Annotated in this window: 20 protein-coding genes; 5 read left to right on the forward strand and 15 right to left on the reverse strand. The window is 34.7% G+C overall.

Translation table 11 applies throughout. The features are described 5' to 3' along the window. Window positions 1-48 precede the first annotated feature (48 nt). The 11 genes from BLV91_RS06645 to dnaA all read right to left on the reverse strand — a co-directional run bounded on the left by BLV91_RS06645 (window position 49) and on the right by dnaA (window position 8951). Window positions 49-1413: a methylmalonyl-CoA mutase subunit beta gene (locus tag BLV91_RS06645; RefSeq protein WP_091431237.1), complete on the reverse strand. Its 1365-nt coding sequence runs from the start codon at window positions 1411-1413 to the stop codon at window positions 49-51. Between the two features lie 22 nt (window positions 1414-1435). Next, the gene (locus BLV91_RS06650; protein WP_091431013.1) at window positions 1436-1768 is read right to left on the reverse strand and encodes an FtsB family cell division protein; all 333 of its coding nucleotides are present in this window, start codon (window positions 1766-1768) and stop codon (window positions 1436-1438) included. A gap of 138 nt (window positions 1769-1906) precedes the next feature. Then, on the reverse strand, window positions 1907-2515 hold the full coding sequence (gene udk / locus BLV91_RS06655; RefSeq protein WP_091431015.1) for a uridine kinase: 609 nt from the start codon (window positions 2513-2515) through the stop codon (window positions 1907-1909). A gap of 329 nt (window positions 2516-2844) precedes the next feature. Beyond that, window positions 2845-3726, reverse strand: a complete 882-nt coding sequence (locus BLV91_RS06660; RefSeq protein WP_175513966.1) for an SDR family oxidoreductase — start codon at window positions 3724-3726, stop codon at window positions 2845-2847. A gap of 76 nt (window positions 3727-3802) precedes the next feature. Continuing rightward, window positions 3803-4930, reverse strand: a complete 1128-nt coding sequence (locus BLV91_RS06665; RefSeq protein ID WP_091431017.1) for a methionine aminotransferase — start codon at window positions 4928-4930, stop codon at window positions 3803-3805. A 181-nt stretch (window positions 4931-5111) separates the two neighbouring features. After that, window positions 5112-5606 (reverse strand): YybH family protein, encoded by a 495-nt coding sequence (locus tag BLV91_RS06670; protein ID WP_091431019.1) that lies wholly within the window; start codon window positions 5604-5606, stop codon window positions 5112-5114. Between the two features lie 209 nt (window positions 5607-5815). Beyond that, complete coding sequence (locus BLV91_RS16970; protein ID WP_175513962.1) at window positions 5816-5971, reverse strand: hypothetical protein; 156 nt, start codon at window positions 5969-5971, stop codon at window positions 5816-5818. 33 nt (window positions 5972-6004) lie between these two features. Then, window positions 6005-6220, reverse strand: a complete 216-nt coding sequence (locus tag BLV91_RS06675; protein WP_091431020.1) for a hypothetical protein — start codon at window positions 6218-6220, stop codon at window positions 6005-6007. 4 nt (window positions 6221-6224) lie between these two features. Then, window positions 6225-6947 (reverse strand): SAM-dependent methyltransferase, encoded by a 723-nt coding sequence (locus tag BLV91_RS06680; protein WP_091431022.1) that lies wholly within the window; start codon window positions 6945-6947, stop codon window positions 6225-6227. 101 nt (window positions 6948-7048) lie between these two features. Continuing rightward, the gene (locus BLV91_RS06685) at window positions 7049-7516 is read right to left on the reverse strand and encodes a low molecular weight protein-tyrosine-phosphatase (protein ID WP_091431024.1); all 468 of its coding nucleotides are present in this window, start codon (window positions 7514-7516) and stop codon (window positions 7049-7051) included. Between the two features lie 7 nt (window positions 7517-7523). Next, window positions 7524-8951, reverse strand: a complete 1428-nt coding sequence (dnaA, locus tag BLV91_RS06690) for a chromosomal replication initiator protein DnaA (protein ID WP_007137863.1) — start codon at window positions 8949-8951, stop codon at window positions 7524-7526. A 195-nt stretch (window positions 8952-9146) separates the two neighbouring features. Between dnaA and BLV91_RS06695 the strand changes: the two genes are divergently transcribed. After that, complete coding sequence (locus BLV91_RS06695; RefSeq protein WP_091431026.1) at window positions 9147-9548, forward strand: acyl-CoA thioesterase; 402 nt, start codon at window positions 9147-9149, stop codon at window positions 9546-9548. 21 nt (window positions 9549-9569) lie between these two features. Here BLV91_RS06695 and BLV91_RS06700 read toward each other — a convergent pair whose 3' ends face one another. The 3 genes from BLV91_RS06700 to ribD are packed head-to-tail and all read right to left on the reverse strand — an operon-like array spanning window position 9570 to window position 11851. Beyond that, entirely contained in the window at window positions 9570-10202 is a 633-nt protein-coding gene (locus tag BLV91_RS06700; RefSeq protein ID WP_091431027.1) for an IMPACT family protein, read from the reverse strand. 10 nt (window positions 10203-10212) lie between these two features. Continuing rightward, a complete protein-coding gene (locus BLV91_RS06705) occupies window positions 10213-10815 on the reverse strand; it encodes an HAD family hydrolase (RefSeq protein ID WP_091431029.1) in 603 nt (200 codons plus the stop codon). Continuing rightward, entirely contained in the window at window positions 10808-11851 is a 1044-nt protein-coding gene (gene ribD / locus BLV91_RS06710; protein ID WP_091431031.1) for a bifunctional diaminohydroxyphosphoribosylaminopyrimidine deaminase/5-amino-6-(5-phosphoribosylamino)uracil reductase RibD, read from the reverse strand. The genes BLV91_RS06705 and ribD overlap by 8 nt, the downstream gene beginning before the upstream one ends. A 119-nt stretch (window positions 11852-11970) precedes the next feature. On the opposite strand from ribD, the gene BLV91_RS06715 reads away from it, so the two are divergent. Then, complete coding sequence (locus BLV91_RS06715) at window positions 11971-12456, forward strand: GNAT family N-acetyltransferase (protein ID WP_091431033.1); 486 nt, start codon at window positions 11971-11973, stop codon at window positions 12454-12456. A 37-nt stretch (window positions 12457-12493) separates the two neighbouring features. Beyond that, a complete protein-coding gene (gene prmC, locus BLV91_RS06720) occupies window positions 12494-13348 on the forward strand; it encodes a peptide chain release factor N(5)-glutamine methyltransferase (RefSeq protein WP_091431035.1) in 855 nt (284 codons plus the stop codon). Between the two features lie 50 nt (window positions 13349-13398). On the opposite strand, the gene BLV91_RS06725 is transcribed toward prmC, so the two are convergent. After that, window positions 13399-14643 (reverse strand): ABC transporter permease, encoded by a 1245-nt coding sequence (locus BLV91_RS06725; RefSeq protein ID WP_175513967.1) that lies wholly within the window; start codon window positions 14641-14643, stop codon window positions 13399-13401. A 202-nt stretch (window positions 14644-14845) separates the two neighbouring features. On the opposite strand from BLV91_RS06725, the gene hisS reads away from it, so the two are divergent. Both hisS and BLV91_RS06735 read left to right on the forward strand, forming a co-directional pair. Then, window positions 14846-16216 carry a histidine--tRNA ligase gene (gene hisS, locus BLV91_RS06730; protein ID WP_091431245.1) on the forward strand — a complete coding sequence of 457 codons (1371 nt, stop codon included), beginning with the start codon at window positions 14846-14848 and terminating at the stop codon, window positions 16214-16216. A gap of 295 nt (window positions 16217-16511) precedes the next feature. Beyond that, entirely contained in the window at window positions 16512-17087 is a 576-nt protein-coding gene (locus BLV91_RS06735) for a nucleotide exchange factor GrpE (RefSeq protein WP_175513968.1), read from the forward strand. Window positions 17088-17145: the final 58 nt, after the last annotated feature.

The following is a 17145-nucleotide window of genomic DNA, read 5'->3' on the forward strand; positions in this document are numbered from 1 at the left end:
TTCTGACTCTAATTTACAAGATTTGTAATTGATTACTGCGGTTGAAACTTATTCTAAATCGAGACGTTCCTGCTCTATTTTCTCGGCCAGACGTTTTTCGATAATAGGGGTAATCAGGGTTTTTCTTGGTTTTATTTTTACAAAAGGGAACAGTTCTAAATCGTGTTTCATCTTGTCGTCTTTGTTTGGATATTTATTGGTTCCTAACAAAACTTCTTTCCCTGAATCAAAAAGCTCCTGCTCTTTGTCAGCACTTTCCTGTAATTTTCTTTTGATGATTCCTTCGTTCAATTGCTTTAGGAAACCACCAGTCGCCTCAATATCTTTAAACAAGACCAATGCCTTTTCAGCAAGCTGGCTCGTTAGTGTTTCTATATAATAACTTCCGTCAGCCGGGTTATTTACTTTGTCAAAATAACTTTCGTTTTTAAGAACTAACAATTGGTTTCGGGCAATTCTGTCCCCAAACTCATTGTCTTTATGGTATAAGGAATCATAAGGTAAATTAGCAATGGCATCCGCTCCACCTAAAATTGCCGACATGCATTCAGTGGTAGTACGCAACATATTTACGTTGTAATCGTATAATGTTTTGTTACGTTTTGTAGGCGAAACCAACAGATGACATTCTAGATTATGATTGTACTCTTTGGCTATTAAATTAAAAAGTAATCGGAACGCACGCAATTTGGCAATCTCAAAAAAGTAATTGGTTCCTACTGATACTTCAAAGACGATTGGTTTATTGATAATGGGAATTCGATTGAAATATTCATTGGCGTGAGCCATAGCATAGGCAATTTGCTGTACCATATTTGCTCCAGCATTTTGGTATAATCCAGCATCTATACTAATTATAGAATTATCCGGAATTGCAGTAGCTAGGAGGTTAAGCGTATCAAAATTAGTCTTGTCTTCGGTCTTAAACCAATTGCCTTCTTTGGCTAATTGTCCTATGGGATCGAGGTTGTAAAAAGCAATTGCCTTTTTTTGTAAGACTATAACATCAATTTTTTTAACGAAATCGATTGAGATAAAATTAAAGTTAAAATAAACGGCAACGTTTTCCAGAGGTAATTTCTCCAATAGTTTTACCACGTCAACCGTGTCATCCTCAATGGTGAAGCGAAGACTTTCGGCACCACGGGATAATGTATCTAAAGCTCTTTCTACCGATTTCTCGATATCGAAAACAAAAATATTTTGACAAATCTTACATTCCGATGCTTTTGTGGTAACAGGAAAAGATTTAGTGAACTCGTCCTTATGATAAAAAGGCTTTACCTTAATGTCTTCAGGGGAATTCCAAATCAGGGTTTCATTGTAATCCGCGCCCTTGAGTTCAAATTGTATTTTTTGTTTCCATTGCTTGGAGCTAACCGGATCGAAATCTTCGAATAAATTAGTAGCCATTTTAATTGTTGTTTTTAATAATTCAAGATTTAGTGCTGTTTTCAATGCTGTCACCTTCTAATTCTATGATATAAATATCCTCGTTTTCCTTTTTCATATAGTACTTTTCACGAGCGTATTTTTCTATTTGTTCTGGATTTTTTAGTTGTTTTATTTGCTCCTCGTCCTTTTTTATTTCTTCCTTGTAATATTCTTTGTTGTCTTCGAGCTCACTGACTTGGTCGTCTAAAAACCGATGGTCAAAATAAGAATAGTTGTCCAGAAATAGCATCCAAGCCGAAAAAAACAACAATACCCATACATATTTATTGCTCAGAAATTTAAACCAAGGTTTCTCTTTATGTGGATTTGTCATTTGTTTTTTTTAGCCCCGATAGAGCCGATATCCCACGTTTTTTAACGTGGATAAAGGTGAAAGCGGGAAATAGCTCCTTATTCTTACTGTTTTTAGAAAGAGGTCAAGGAGTTTTATTAGGTTAAAATTACAATAAAATTATAGAATTCTTTGATTTATTACGGCTCTAACTACATCTATGGCTACAGTATTGTATTTGTCGTTGGGTATAATAATGTCAGCAAATGCTTTTGTAGGTTCAATAAACTGCTGATGCATTGGTTTTAGTGTGTTTTGATAGCGATTTAACACTTCGTCCATGTCGCGTCCTCGATCTGCAATATCTCGTTTTAATCGACGTATCAATCGTTCATCAGAGTCTGCATGTACGTATATTTTTACATCAAACAAATCCCTTAGTTCTGGATTAGCGAGAATTAAAATTCCTTCTACAATCATTACTTTTCTAGGATGAGTCGTAATTGTATCTTCTGTTCTGTTGTGAGTTACAAAAGAATAAACTGGTTGATGGATTGTTTTTTCGGCTTTAAGTTCCTTGAGGTGAGCGACCAATAATTCAAAATCGATAGCACGAGGGTGATCAAAATTGATAAGGGCCCGTTCGTCAAAACTTAAGTTGTTATTTTCCTTGTAATAGGAATCTTGAGAAATTATTCCTACTTCCTTTTCAGGTAATTCATTCATAATTTGATGAACTACGGTTGTTTTACCGCTTCCTGTTCCGCCTGCAATCCCTATAATGAGCATAAATCGTGGTGTTATTTATTGATAGTGCAAAAATAGCGATTTTATTGGGAGTGAATTTTGTTTTTCGAAATCTTTTAATGAATTAGGGAGTTTTAATTGGGAGCTGATCCAACTGTCCGTTTCAAGTTCTTGCTTGAATTACTTTTTTCTAAAGTCCTGCAAGGAGCTTCCGCTGGTCGCTCTTTCAGGCCTAGAAAAAAATGCAATTCAATCTACGAAGCTTTCCACTTCCATTTGGGCTAATTTTCGCCGTTTCGCATTCGATTTTAGACAAAAAAAGAGTGAACTGAAAAACAGTCCACTCTTTTTAAAAAGAATTCAGATCTTAATTATTTATTCTTTTTTGCTTTTATCATCATTTCTAGTTGGTCCCAAAGCTCTTCAGGAATTGCCTCTAGAATATTAAATTGTCCAGCGCCTTTCAGCCATTCACCACCGTCGATTACCACTACTTCACCATTTATATAGGCTGAGAAATCAGAAACCATATAGGCCGCTAGATTAGCTAGTTCTTGATGATCTCCCACTCGTTTCAAAGGTACTTTTTTAGACATGTCAAATTTTTCGGCAAGGTCTCCAGGTAACAATCTGTCCCAAGCACCTTTTGTAGGGAATGGTCCGGGAGCAATCGCATTAGAGCGGATACCGTATTTAGCCCATTCTACAGCTAGACTTCTTGTCATAGCTAGAACTCCAGCTTTGGCGGTAGCACTTGGCACTACATAGGCTGAACCTGTCCAGGCATAAGTAGTTACAATATTCAAAATTGTGGAAGAAGCTTGCTTAGAATCGATCCAGTGCTTTCCAAAAGCCAGTGTACAGTTTTTTGTTCCTTTTAAAACAATATCAATTACAGTGTCAAATGCATTGGCTGATAACCTTTCTGTTGGCGAGATGAAATTTCCTGCGGCATTGTTTAGCAATACATCTACTTTTCCAAAAGCTTTCAATACTTGTTCTAGCATGTTTTCGACTTGTTCATAATGACGAACGTCACATTGTAAAGGCAAACAAGTACCGCCAGTTTCTGACTCCATTTCTGATGCAGTATTCTTTAGTTTGTCTAAATCTCTCGACGTTATTGCTACTTTAGCTCCAAGTTCTAAGAAATACTTCGTCATCGCTTTTCCTAATCCGCTGCCTCCGCCAGTTACTACTATTACTTTGCCTTTTAAAGCATCGTCACGTAACATTTTATCTGTATAATTCATATCGTATTAATTTTATTGAATTGTAAATATAATAAATAAATAGTATGCATGCATAATAAAATAAATATTGCTGTAATTATATGCTACACAATTTTTTAGCGGCTTGCTCTAAAGTCGAATTGTCTTTTGCAAAACAAAAACGAATCAAGCGCAGGTCTTTTCCATCTGCATAAAAAGTGGAGATTGGGATAGCAGCTACGCCATGTTTAGTAATTAATTTTTTGCAAAAATCGACATCATTTTCATTGGAGATAGCAGAATAGGAGGCTACCTGAAAATAAGTTCCCTCGCAAGGCATAAGCTTGAATCTGCTATTCTTAAGTAAATGACTGAAATAGTCTCTTTTTTCCTGATACATACCGCTGATTTCCTGAACAGAAACAATGTCTAAATATTCGCTTATGGCTACCTGAGATAGACTATTGACGCTAAAAACTAAAAACTGATGTACTTTTTTAATTTCCTTCATTAAATGTTCTGGAGCAACGAGATAGCCCACTTTCCAACCTGTTATATGGAATGTTTTACCAAAAGAAGAAACTACTATACAACGATTTAAAAGCTGGCTGCGTGTGTGGGCCGAAATGTGTTTTTCTTCAAATGTGATGTATTCATACACTTCATCCGAAAGCAAAATTATTTCGGGGAATTTAAGTAATATCTTTTGAAGAGCCTCAAAATCCATTTCGGTTAAAATTTTCCCCGTTGGATTATGTGGATTATTGATGATAATCATTTTAGTTTTTGAAGTACAGACTTTTTCTATCGTTTCCCAATTAGGAGTATAGTCATCATTAAGGGCAATATGAATTGGCTTTGCATTAGATAATAGAACTGGAGCCTCGTAACAATCATAGCTAGGGTCTAGAATAATCACTTCGTCATCAGTATCAACCAAAGCTTGAATTGTTGCAAAGATGGCTTGGGTGGCTCCAGCTGTTACAAGTATTTCTGACTCTGGCTTAAGAATTCTACCATAAGAATCTTGGACTAAAACAGCGATTTTTGATAGCAGAGGAGCGTAACCCGCCATAGGAAGGTATTGATGTACCTCCTTTTTTGCAAGTGTAGCAACAATATCTGTTAGTCTTTCGTCAACTGGGAAGTTAGGGAATCCTTGAGATAGATTTATTGCATTGTATTCGGCTGCCATCTTTGACATGATTGTAAAGATACTAGTACCTATATTTGGAAGCTTTGACATACTTTTCTTTTTAGTGATTTAAAAGTAGGCAAATGGTTTGAGTTGGTAAAGTGTTATTTTTAGATTTATTTGCTCTATGAATTTAAAAACTAAAATTATCATTCTGTTTCGGCAATATTTTTTTTTCAAAAAAGAAAGCACTCCAATTGAAGTGCTTTACTGATAGATTTTTTCTTAAATTTTATTTTTCAGTTTTTGGCATATCGGAGTTTGCCATGTCTCTAATACAGATGTATTTTCCATCTCTTTTTTCAAAAAGACTCATGAAATTTCCACTCATCATTTTTGTGTTTGTAGAATCTACGACAGTATAACCGCCTATCTCCACAACCTGATTTCTGTCATTTGCAACATGGACTTCTTTGGTTTCAAAACTAATTGTTGCGGACTTTGGAAAAGTCATCAAATCTTCTCTCATCGATTCATGAATCGCCGCCTTCCCTTGTAACGGCTTTTTTTCGTTAGAGAAACTAATGGCATCATCCGCATAATAATTTATACCGTCTGCATTTCTTGCGTTGTAGGCAACCGCATAGGCATCCTCCATTGCTTGAATTTCGGTTTTAATGGCGTCTTTATCGACTGTTACTATAGGAACTTCTTTTTTTTCATTGCAGCCTAGGAACATTGACATCATAAGAAGCACTAATCCTTCCTTTAAAATCTTGTTTTTCATAATTAAATTTTTTAAAATTTATAATTGTGATTTTTTTAGATCAGGGGGATGTTAAATTTAGTCATAAAATACTGATTATCAAGCTTAATTGATGTTTATTTTTTAGAGGAAGATTTCTAAAATCATTAAAAGAGTAGTGCAAAAAAAATTGACTATTAAAAAACGAGTTCATTTTTTAATAGTCAATTTTATATTCAGGTTAAGCGAAATTATTTTTTCTCAGTATTGTAATCAGAATTACGACCGTTATGATAAGCTTGCATAAAGGCAGTTTTTGATTCTTTCCAGTTGTAAACACTTTCTATGATGAATATCGCAACCATCGTTAATAGTACTCCTGTGAAGAAATTTTTTATTGTTTTCATTATTTAATCTATAAATGCTTTTTAAAATATTTTTTAGTTGGTTTTAGTTGCAGCTGGATAGTCGTTACCATCATTCCAGCCTCTTAAAAATTCACTTTTGGTTTCTTTCCAACTATAAATGGATTCAATCGCAAAAAAGGCTATCATACCTAATATAAATATCCTAACGTCTCTTTTGGTTATTTTTATTTTGATTAGTTTAAAGGTTTTGTTTAAACTAAGATATGAAAATATTTCTTTTGTAATCAAAAAATTACATTTTATGAATTATAAAGATAGTGGGGCGTTTATGTAAATCGATAGTTTCTTTTTTCCAAGCTGCAATTTTCTTGGTCTTGATATACTCTGTTGGAAGCGTAATATCAGTGGCTATACACAGATGCGTTTCCGGATTTAGAGTCTGTAGCAAATCTTCCAGTAGTTTATTGTTGCGATATGGAGTTTCAATGAAAATTTGAGATTGATTTTGTTCGAATGAAATCCTTTCTAGACTTTTAAAACTGGCTTTCTTTTCGTCTTTTTCAATGGGTAAATAACCATGGAACGTAAAACTTTGGCCGTTCATTCCAGATGCCATCATTGCCAAAAGAATTGACGAAGGACCAACTAATGGAATCACTTGAATTCCCTTTTCATGTGCCAGCTTTACTATAACTGCGCCAGGATCAGCTACACCAGGGCAGCCTGCTTCACTCATTAACCCCATATTTTTACCTTCCAATAAAGGTTTGATGAAATCGAGATGCTCTTTTACTTCAGTTCGTTTGTTTAAAGTAAAGAGAACCAATTCAGATTGTTTTTTATCTGGATTAACCTCTTTTATAGATTTACGAGCTGTTTTGTCGTTTTCAACAATGTAATGGTCAATGAAATCAATGGTTCTTTTTACAGTTTGAGGCAAAACATCCATAGGGTCACAATCGCCCATAGTGGTTGGGATTAGATAGAGTTTTCCTAACAAGGTATTTGGTTTCATTGAAATCGATTTATGTTTGTAATCTAATTTAGAAATGCAAAGAACGGCATTAATAAAGAAATAGATAAGAATTTAGAGTTGAAAAAAACTACCGAAGAAATTTATAGGTGAGTTTTTTTTAATTTGTCGGCTATGATGTCACAAACCTCGTTTAGCATATTGTAAACAATGTCAAATCCATTTGGCATACCAAAATAAGGGTCAGGAACATCCACATTTTCATTTGGATATAGTTCATTCAAAATAATTTGAACTTTGTTTTTTTGCTCCTGCGTTTGGGCTAATTCGATTACATCATCATAATTGGACTTATCCATTACATAGATGTAATCATAAGTGTCAAAATCACTAGTGCTAAATTGTCTGCCTTTTTGTTTAGAAATATCTAGTTTGTTTTTTTTAGCGGTAGCAATAGAACGTGCGTCAGGTGCATGACCAATATGCCATGAACCAGTTCCCGCTGAATCAACGCTGAATTTATCTTTAGGAAGTTTGGTCGCCATAATACCTTCTGCCAAAGGTGATCGACAAATATTACCCAAACAAACCATTAAAATTTTTACGGACATGATGCTATTATAGCGTTAATTTTTTATGGATATCTTCAACAAATTTCTTGAACTGTTTGTCAGTGGCTACTAGGTTATCAACTGTTTTACAAGCGTGCAATACAGTCGCGTGATCACGGTCACCAATTTGTGAACCGATGTTAGCCAAGGATGCTTTCGTGAATTTTTTCGCGAAGAACATAGCCAATTGTCTTGCTTGAACTACGTGTCTTTTTCTTGTTTTTGATTGCAATGTTTCAAGATCCAACTGGAAATAATCAGAAACTGTTTTTTGAATGTAATCGATAGAAATTTCACGTTTTACATTTTTTACAAATTTCTCGACAACACTTTTTGCCAATTCAATTGTAACTTCTTTTTTGTTGAATGAAGATTGTGCAATCAATGAAATAATAGCGCCTTCTAATTCACGGACATTTGATTTGATGTTGCGTGCAACGTATTCAATAATTTCTTCTGGAATTTCAACACCATCACGATACAGAATGTTTTTCAAGATAGAAATTCTAGTTTCATAATCCGGTTGGTGCAATTCAGCTGACAATCCCCATTTGAAACGAGATAACAAGCGTTGCTCAATATCTTGCATATCAACTGGCGCTTTATCTGAAGTCAGAATAACTTGCTTACCATTTTGGTGCAAATAATTGAATATATGGAAAAACACGTCTTGAGTTCCTGATTTACCCGAAAGGAATTGAACATCGTCAATGATGAGGACGTCAATTAATTGGTAAAAATGGATGAAATCATTTCTGTTATTTTTCTTAACCGAATCAATATATTGTTGAGTAAATATTTCGGCAGATATATATAAAACTGTTTTTTCAGGATATTTGTCTTTGATCTCAACTCCAATAGCGTGAGCAAGATGCGTTTTACCTAATCCTACACCTCCAAAAATTAATAAAGGGTTGAAGGACGTTCCACCTGGTTTATTGGCTACAGCCATACCTGCTGAACGTGCTAATCTATTTGAATCTCCTTCTAGGAAATTGTCAAAACTATAGTTGGCATTCAGTTGTGATTCAATTTTTAAATTTCTGATTCCAGGAATTACAAAAGGATTTTTTAATTCCGGATCTAAATTTTTAAAAGGAGCATCAACATTTTGAGGTTTCATAGGGGCGCGGTTCGCACTTGGCAATTGTTCCGTAAACGGTTGTTTATTGCCATAAGTGTTTTCCATTTTGATTTTATAAAGTAACTTTGCGTTTTTACCAAGTTCTTTAGTCAAGGCCACTTTTAAAAGTTTTACATAGTGTTCTTCTAACCATTCGTAGAAGAATTTGCTAGGAACTTGAATGTACAATGCGTTATCGGTAAGCTCAACTGATTTGATCGGTTCAAACCAAGTTTTGAATGCTTGGTCCTGAATATTGTCTTTAATAAAAGACAGGCAGTTTTCCCATACTGATTGAGCAGTTTTGTTCATAAATTCTATGTAAATTATTTTATTTAGTAATCATTGTCTTATTAAAAAATACCAAAAGTACTGGTGTTTTTCGGGGTAACAAATATGTGAACAAATTTCTGTAAAAAAAAATTTATACGGGTTGAATATGTAGAAATATTGTTGTAAGTACTATTTGGAGAGTAAAAAAAAATAAAAAATAACATAAATAAAAGTATGAAAGAACACGAATTTAATGTACGGGTAAGATATTCAGAAACAGACCAAATGGGAGTCGTTTATCATGGTAATTATGCGCAGTATTTTGAGATGGGACGCGTGGAATGGCTTAGAAACCTTGGGATTTCTTATAAATGGATGGAAGAGAATGGAGTTATGCTTCCTGTGGTATCATTGAACATAAATTATAAAAAACCAGCTAGATATGATGATCTATTAACGGTTAAAACTATTTTTAAAAGCCAAACTTCGGTTAAGATTGAATTTGACTACGAGATCTACAATGAGAAAATGGAGTTATTAACAATTGCCAGCTCAACCTTGGTTTTTGTGGACATGAAAACGTCTCGACCAACTGCTCCTCCAGAATACGTCAAAGAGAAATTAGCAAAAATTTAAAATAAGTGGCTTTGAATAAAATTATTCTTTAATTTTAATGTCAATTTCAAATATTGAATTAAAAATGTCGAAGATCATTTCGGCATTTTTTTTTCTAGTTTTCACCTCAATTAAACCAATTGGTAATGCTGTATCTTCATTAATTTCCATTTCTTGAGATACAATATCTAGCTTTTTTTCTTTAATTACTCTCATGACTTTGTTCATGTTTTTGTAATCAAATGATATTTGATAATGAACGTCTATTGTTTTTTCTACTATTTCGCAATTTTCTAGGCTAAGCTGTGCGGCTGTTTTGTAAGCTGATATTAATCCACCGACACCTAGTTTAGTTCCTCCAAAAATACGAACGACAACCACAAGGATATTTGTGACTCCAAAAGATTGGATTTGTCCATAAATTGGCATTCCTGCACTGTTACTAGGCTCTCCATCATCATTAGCTCTATAGGCTATTATATCTGTCCCTATTTGATAGGCATAACAGAAATGGCCTGCATGGGGATGTTTTTTTCTTAAATCGTCAATAATGGGTTTTAGTTCCTCTTCGGATTGTATTGGAAAAGCATAACTAAAAAATTTGCTGCTTTTTTCTTTAAATAAGATCCCTTCCGGAGCGGTTTCAATGGTGTTGTAAGTGTCTTTAATTTTCAATAGTATTCTTCTAAATTATATTTTTGTTAAATAGGTCTACGACGTCTTCTTTTCCTACTTGAAGATTCCATACATGAAGACCAAGTTCAGCTGCGGCATCTGTATTTTCTTTTTTGTCGTCAATGAACAAAGTTCGTTTTGCCTGCAATTCATGCTTGTTTAAAACATAATTATATATTACGGGATTAGGTTTGCGCATTTCTATTTCAAACGAAAAGTAAACTTGTTCGAAACATTGGTAAAAATCACTATAAAAAGTAGTTCCAGATTTTTGTTCAAATCTCTCGATGTGAATTGCATCAGTATTGCTCAATAAGAACAAGCGGTATTTTTTGGAAAGCATTTGAAGAAACTCCAAACGATAAAGAGGGAAGTCTAGTAAAATAGAATTCCAGGCCTCTGAGATTTCTAAGGTGCTTGCCTTGGGAATGTGTTTTTGAATGCCCTGAAGAAAATCATCTCTTGTAATTTTACCAGTTTCAAACTGAATGTTTAGATTGTTGAGGTCTTCATCCCATTCTGTCAATCCTAAATTTTTTAGTCCATCAACAGTGGCTTGTTTGTCTAAATTGATAAAGACATCGCCAAAATCAAAAATAATTGCATTAATCATGGTTCCTTGATATTATAAGTTCATCTTGGCCAATCAATTGCTTTTTACAATTGCTTTTGGGCAGTGCTGGTGCCCTGGTGCCTTTGGCGAAAAGCGTGTTTCCTGAAAAAACGCGCGCTTCATCCCAAAGATTTGCGTCAATAAAAGTTTGTAGTGTTTGTCGGCCGCCTTCAATAATTACGGATTGTATCTGGTGTTTAAACATTAATTCTGTCAGCTGCTGTGCCTTATTTTTATCGAAAGTCACAATTTCAAAGATAAGGTTTTCTTGGTCAACATCCCTTGTGGTTTTTGAAAGAACAATAGTTTTATATTGGTTATCAAATACATGGCTATTGTTTGGGATACGATTATTTAGATCTAATACTACTCTGGTGGGGTTGTTTCCTGTCCAATCGCGAACATCTAATTTGGGGTTGTCGTCTATGACGGTTTGTGTGCCTACTAGGATAGCTTGTTCTTCACTTCGCCATTTATGGACTAATTGTCTTGAATAAGTATTGGTGATCCAAACTGGTTTTTGCTCAGTTTTGCTTTGAGGAGCTATAAATCCATCTTGACTTTCTGCCCATTTCAAAATAATATAGGGTCTCTTCTTTTGATGAAAAGTAAAAAAACGTTTGTTCAGTTCGTTACATTCATCTTCAAGAACACCTACGGTTATCTTTGCGCCGGCTTCAATGAGTTTTTTTATTCCGTTTCCGGCAACTTTTACGTTTGGGTCAACGGTTCCAATTACAACATTCGGAATCTTGTTTTTTATGATTAAGTCACAGCAAGGAGGTGTTTTTCCAAAATGACTGCAAGGTTCTAAGCTGACATAAATAGTTGCTTTTTGTAATAGTGATTTGTCTTTTACTGAATTTATGGCATTCACTTCCGCATGAGGTTCTCCTGCTTTTTTGTGCCAACCTTCGCCAATTATTTTGTTGTCATAAACAATGACACTACCTACCAAAGGATTTGGGTAAGTTGTCCCTAGTCCGTTTTTGGCTAATTGTATGCAACGCTCTATGTATTTCTCATGTATTTTCACAATGCAAAAGTAGGTATTTTTGAGTTTAGGCCCGAAACATTGGGATTAGTTTTGAAACTTTCGAAAATAACAACAAACAATTTCTATTTTTGTGTCATAATAAATAAGCAACTATAATAATGGAAAATTGGGTTATTAGAGAGATTGAAAAAAAAGACAATCCAGCTGTCGCAGAATTGATACGTGCAGTTTTTGATGAAATGAATATTCCAAAGGTGGGAACGGCTTATGAAGACCCTTATTTAGATTTAATGTTTGAGGAATACAGCAAACCCAGATCCGTTTATTACGTTGTTGAAAGCAACGGAAAAATAATGGGAGTGGCCGGTGTGGCGCAGCTTGAAAATGAAGCGGAATCTATTTGTGAATTACAAAAGATGTATTTTCGACCAGAAACCCGTGGTTTGGGTATAGGAGCTCAAATGATGGCCAAATGTTTGCAGAGTGCTAAGGAACTTGGTTTTGAAAAGTGTTATTTGGAAACGATGCCTTTTATGCATGGTGCCCAAAAACTATATAAAAGATCAGGTTTTGTAAATATTGACTCGCCTATGGGATCTACAGGTCATACATCTTGTCCCGTTTGGATGTTGAAGGAACTATAAATTAGGAGTTTCTAAATTGAAACGGAAAATGAATACAATGAAAATTAAACAATACCGAGACTTATTTATTGAAATGCTATCTCCAATTCATGGCGAAGGCGAAGCCGAAAGTTTCTTCTACTTAATATTAGAAGCAAAACATCAGTTGAAGAGAATTGATTTGGCTTTGCGTCCTGATCTGGACTTCTCTGATGCAGAGATTTTGGTTTGGAATACTCTCGTGGATCAGTTGAAATTAGAAATTCCAGTTCAATACCTATTGGGAACAACTAGTTTTTATGGTTTAGATTTCAAAGTAAATTCATCTGTTTTAATTCCAAGGCCAGAAACGGAGGAATTAGTAGAATGGATTATAGAAAGTCAAAAATCAATAGCTGAAAGTCAAAAACTAAGAATTCTGGATATTGGGACTGGAAGTGGTTGTATCGCAATTTCATTGGCAAAAAACATTCCTGACGCAAGTGTTCACGCAATTGATGTTTCTGAAAAAGCTTTGGCTACAGCCAAAAAAAATGCAGAAACAAACAAAGTGGATGTGAATTTTATAATTCAAAACATCCTTCAAACCGAAGATTTGGGCCAGCAATTTGACGTTATCGTTTCAAATCCTCCTTATGTTCGAAATTTAGAAAAACAAGAAATCAAGAAAAACGTTTTGGATAACGAACCACATTTGGCTCTTTTTGTGGAAGACAATGACGCTTTGATTTTTTACAGAAAAATAGCCGAATTGGCTCATAAAAACCTGGTGCCAAACGGACAGTTGTTTTTTGAAATCAATCAGTATTTAGGAAAAGAGACAGTTGCTCTGCTAGCTGAAATGAATTTCAAAAACATCGAATTGCGCAAAGATATTTATGGGAATGACCGAATGATTAAAGCAACGGTTTAGTAGCTAATATTGAGTTTGTATTAGTTTAAGCTAACGCTGCTTGTCGAAAATTATTCATAACGCAAGGCTTCGATTGGATCTAGAAATGCGGCTTTTATCGCTGGATATAAACCAGAAACTATTGCCACAATAAAACTAGTCAGAAAAGCGGCAAAAATAGCAACCCACGGGATAACGAAGTCGAAACTAAAGGCTGTGGCGATTCCAAATCCTATCAATATCCCTAAAATAATACCCACAATACCTCCCAGTTGACCAATTAGTAAGGTTTCTATAAAAAACTGGATGGCAACGGTGGAACGTTTTGCGCCCAAGGCTTTTCTAACTCCTATTTCTCTGGTGCGTTCTGTGACTGAAACGATCATAATATTCATCAAAGCAATGGAAGAGCCCAGGACGGTGATGATTCCTATTAACCAGGATGCGAGACCAAGGTATTTTGTGATTCCAAGGATTCTGTTAATAAGGTCGTCACTTCGCACAACGCCAAAATTATTGTCTTTTACTGGGCTCAATTTACGTACATTACGCATGGTAATGGTAGCATTATCAATGGCTTGGTCTAACAATTCTTTTTTGGTAACCATTACGCTCATGGTATAATTAATATTGGGTGCTGTAAATAAAGATCGAGCCAATTGAATTGGAATTAGAACCCTTAAATCTTGTTTATTGCCAAAAGTAGAGCCTTTTTCTTTCAGTACGCCAATCACTTTAAATCGTGCCCCGCGTATAGAAATGGTTTTACCAATAGGATTAATATCTTTTAGGAGTCCTTTTTCAAAATCAGAACCCACAACGCAAACATAGTTATTGTTGTCTATGTCAAAGCCTGTAAAGTTTCTCCCTAGGCTCGTTTCTAAACCAGAATTAGACATAAACTGTTCATCGACACCCAGAACAGCTATTTCTGGATCGGTTTTGTTAGCTTCATATTTCACTTCTGCAGTAGAAGTTGCTGTAAACGACAGCGAAGTTTCAGAAAAGGGAAAGTTGTATTTGTTTTTGAAAGCCACTGCTTCAGAGTAGGAAATAATAGGGTTTATGATTTCGCGTTCCTCACCGCGTTGTCTTCCTATGATGTTTTCGTATTGTTTGATATTGAATGTGTTAGATCCCATCGATGCGAAATCAGAGGAGATAGTATTTTCTAAGGCAGAAACCACGGTTAGTATTCCAACTAAGGCGGTAATCCCTATGGCGATAATTAAAACGGTAAGAGTGGTTCGTAATAATTGTGTTCTGATCGAACCAACGGCAATCCGTACGTTTTCTTTGAATAAATTTAGCATCATAGTAGTTTGACACGAAAATACAATTTTTGTTACAAGTTTGTTTTGGAAGGAGCATTATTTATTTTAAAAATAAGATATTTGCAGCATGAAATTTAAGATTTAATTCCAGATAGCTATCGGGATGGGTTTTAGATTTTATTAATGAAATATGATTTTAGACATAATAAATCTAAAATCTACAATCTATAATCTACAATTAATAATGGCATCAAAACCGAGTATACCTAAAGGAACAAGAGATTTTTCACCTGCTGAGGTGGCAAAACGACAATATATCATGCAAATTATCAAGAGTAATTTTGAGAAATTTGGTTTCCAACCTATAGAAACACCTTCATTTGAAAACTCTGAAACTCTTATGGGGAAATATGGAGAGGAAGGCGACCGTTTAATTTTCAAGATATTAAATTCAGGTGATTATTTGGCGAAAGCCAATGCAGCCCATTTGGAATCTAAGGATAGTACTAAATTAACTTCTAGTATTTCTGAGAAAGCTTTGCGTTACGATCTGACTGTACCATTTGCAAGATATGTGGTGCAACACCAGAACGATATTGAATTTCCTTTTAAAAGATACCAAATTCAACCAGTTTGGCGTGCTGACAGACCGCAAAAAGGCCGTTTTAGAGAGTTTTTTCAATGTGATGCCGATGTTGTAGGTTCAAAGTCCTTGTGGCAAGAAGTAGAATTGGTTCAGCTTTACGACATGGTTTTTACAGATTTGGGACTGAAAGGGGCTACTATTAAAATCAATAACAGAAAAATTTTATCTGGAATTGCTGAGGTAATTGGCGCATCAGATAAATTGATTGATTTTACTGTAGCTCTTGATAAACTAGACAAAATAGGAGAGGATGGCGTAAAAAAGGAAATGATCGAAAAAGGAATTTCAGAGGAAGCTATAACTAAAGTACAGCCTCTATTTAATTTCACGGGATCTATTTCAGAGAAAATCGAAAAACTATCGCAACTATTAGCTTCTTCAGAGGAAGGAATGAAAGGCGTTGAAGAGTTGCGTTTTATTTGTGATAACACAATGAATTTAGGATTGTCAACAGCAGTTCTGGACCTTGATGTTACTTTGGCTCGAGGCTTGAATTATTATACCGGAGCAATCTTTGAAGTGGCACCGCCAAAAGAAGTAGCTATGGGATCCATAGGTGGTGGTGGACGATATGATGATTTGACAGGTATTTTTGGCTTAAAAAATATGAGTGGTGTCGGGATTTCTTTCGGACTAGACCGTATTTATCTAGTGGTCGAAGAATTGAATCTATTTCCAAAAACAGTTACCGCAACTACAAAAGCATTGTTTATTAATTACGGAGATAACGAAGCTTTTTATGCAATGAAAGCAATCCAGCAATTAAGGACTTCAGGTATAAAAGTAGAATTGTATCCAGACAATGCAAAAGTAGCAAAGCAATTTCAGCATGCTGATAGACGTAATATTCCTTATGCGGTGATTATAGGAGAAAATGAAATGGCATCTGGCAGTTTTGCTCTGAAAAACTTGGAGACTGGAGACCAACTTTCACTTGATTTTGAAGGATTAAAAAAGGCACTTTTGTAAATAAATTTCAGGCATAAAAAAAAGCTTTGTTTAAATAAACGAAGCTTTTTTTAATATGGGGTAATCACGAATTAATAATTATACAGTAACTAACCATATTTTAGATCAGAACCGGTAACAAACTTATAGAAACTAAACCGTAATACTCTTAAAATAATCTTAAAATTTAGGTTCTGTTTAGGGATGGATGTTTAAAGATTAAAATTCAGTAGATAAAGGATAATCAAAAAAGAATGACAATTTGACATTTAGGTAGAATTGGCAGTACTTTTGCAATCCATAGAAAAGTGCAAAAATGATGTTTAAAAATATTTTTAAAAATAAAGGTAATATGACTACTGAAAATACAGAAATCGATAAAGAGATGGATGATGTAACATTAGAAAACAACACGAACGAAGAGGTTGTTGCTGATGAGTTAAGTGTAGAAGAGCAATTGACGCAAGACTTAGCGAAAGAGAAAGATAAATATTTACGATTATTTGCTGAATTTGAAAATTATAAAAGAAGAACTTCAAAAGAGCGTATAGAGTTGTTTAAAACTGCTAACCAAGAAGTTTTGTTGGTTATGCTACCTGTTTTGGACGATTTTGACAGAGCAATGGTCGAAATAAGTAAGTCTGATGATAAATTACTTTTAAAAGGAGTGGAGTTAATCCATGAAAAATTAAAAGGTACTTTAGTTTCAAAAGGGCTAGAGCAAGTTGAGATTAAGAATGGTGACACATTTGATGCTGATTTTGCTGAGGCAATCACGCAAATTCCAGCTCCATCTCCAAAGATGAAAGGGAAAATTGTTGATGTGATTGAAAAAGGATACAAATTAGGCGATAAAATTATTCGTTTTCCAAAAGTTGTTATTGGGCAATAGTGGAGTTGCGATTCGTCGCATCCAATTAATATAAAAGGCGCAATAAGTAACGTCTGTA

Origin of the sequence: Flavobacterium degerlachei, assembly GCF_900106645.1 — a bacterium.
GTDB lineage: Bacteria > Bacteroidota > Bacteroidia > Flavobacteriales > Flavobacteriaceae > Flavobacterium > Flavobacterium degerlachei.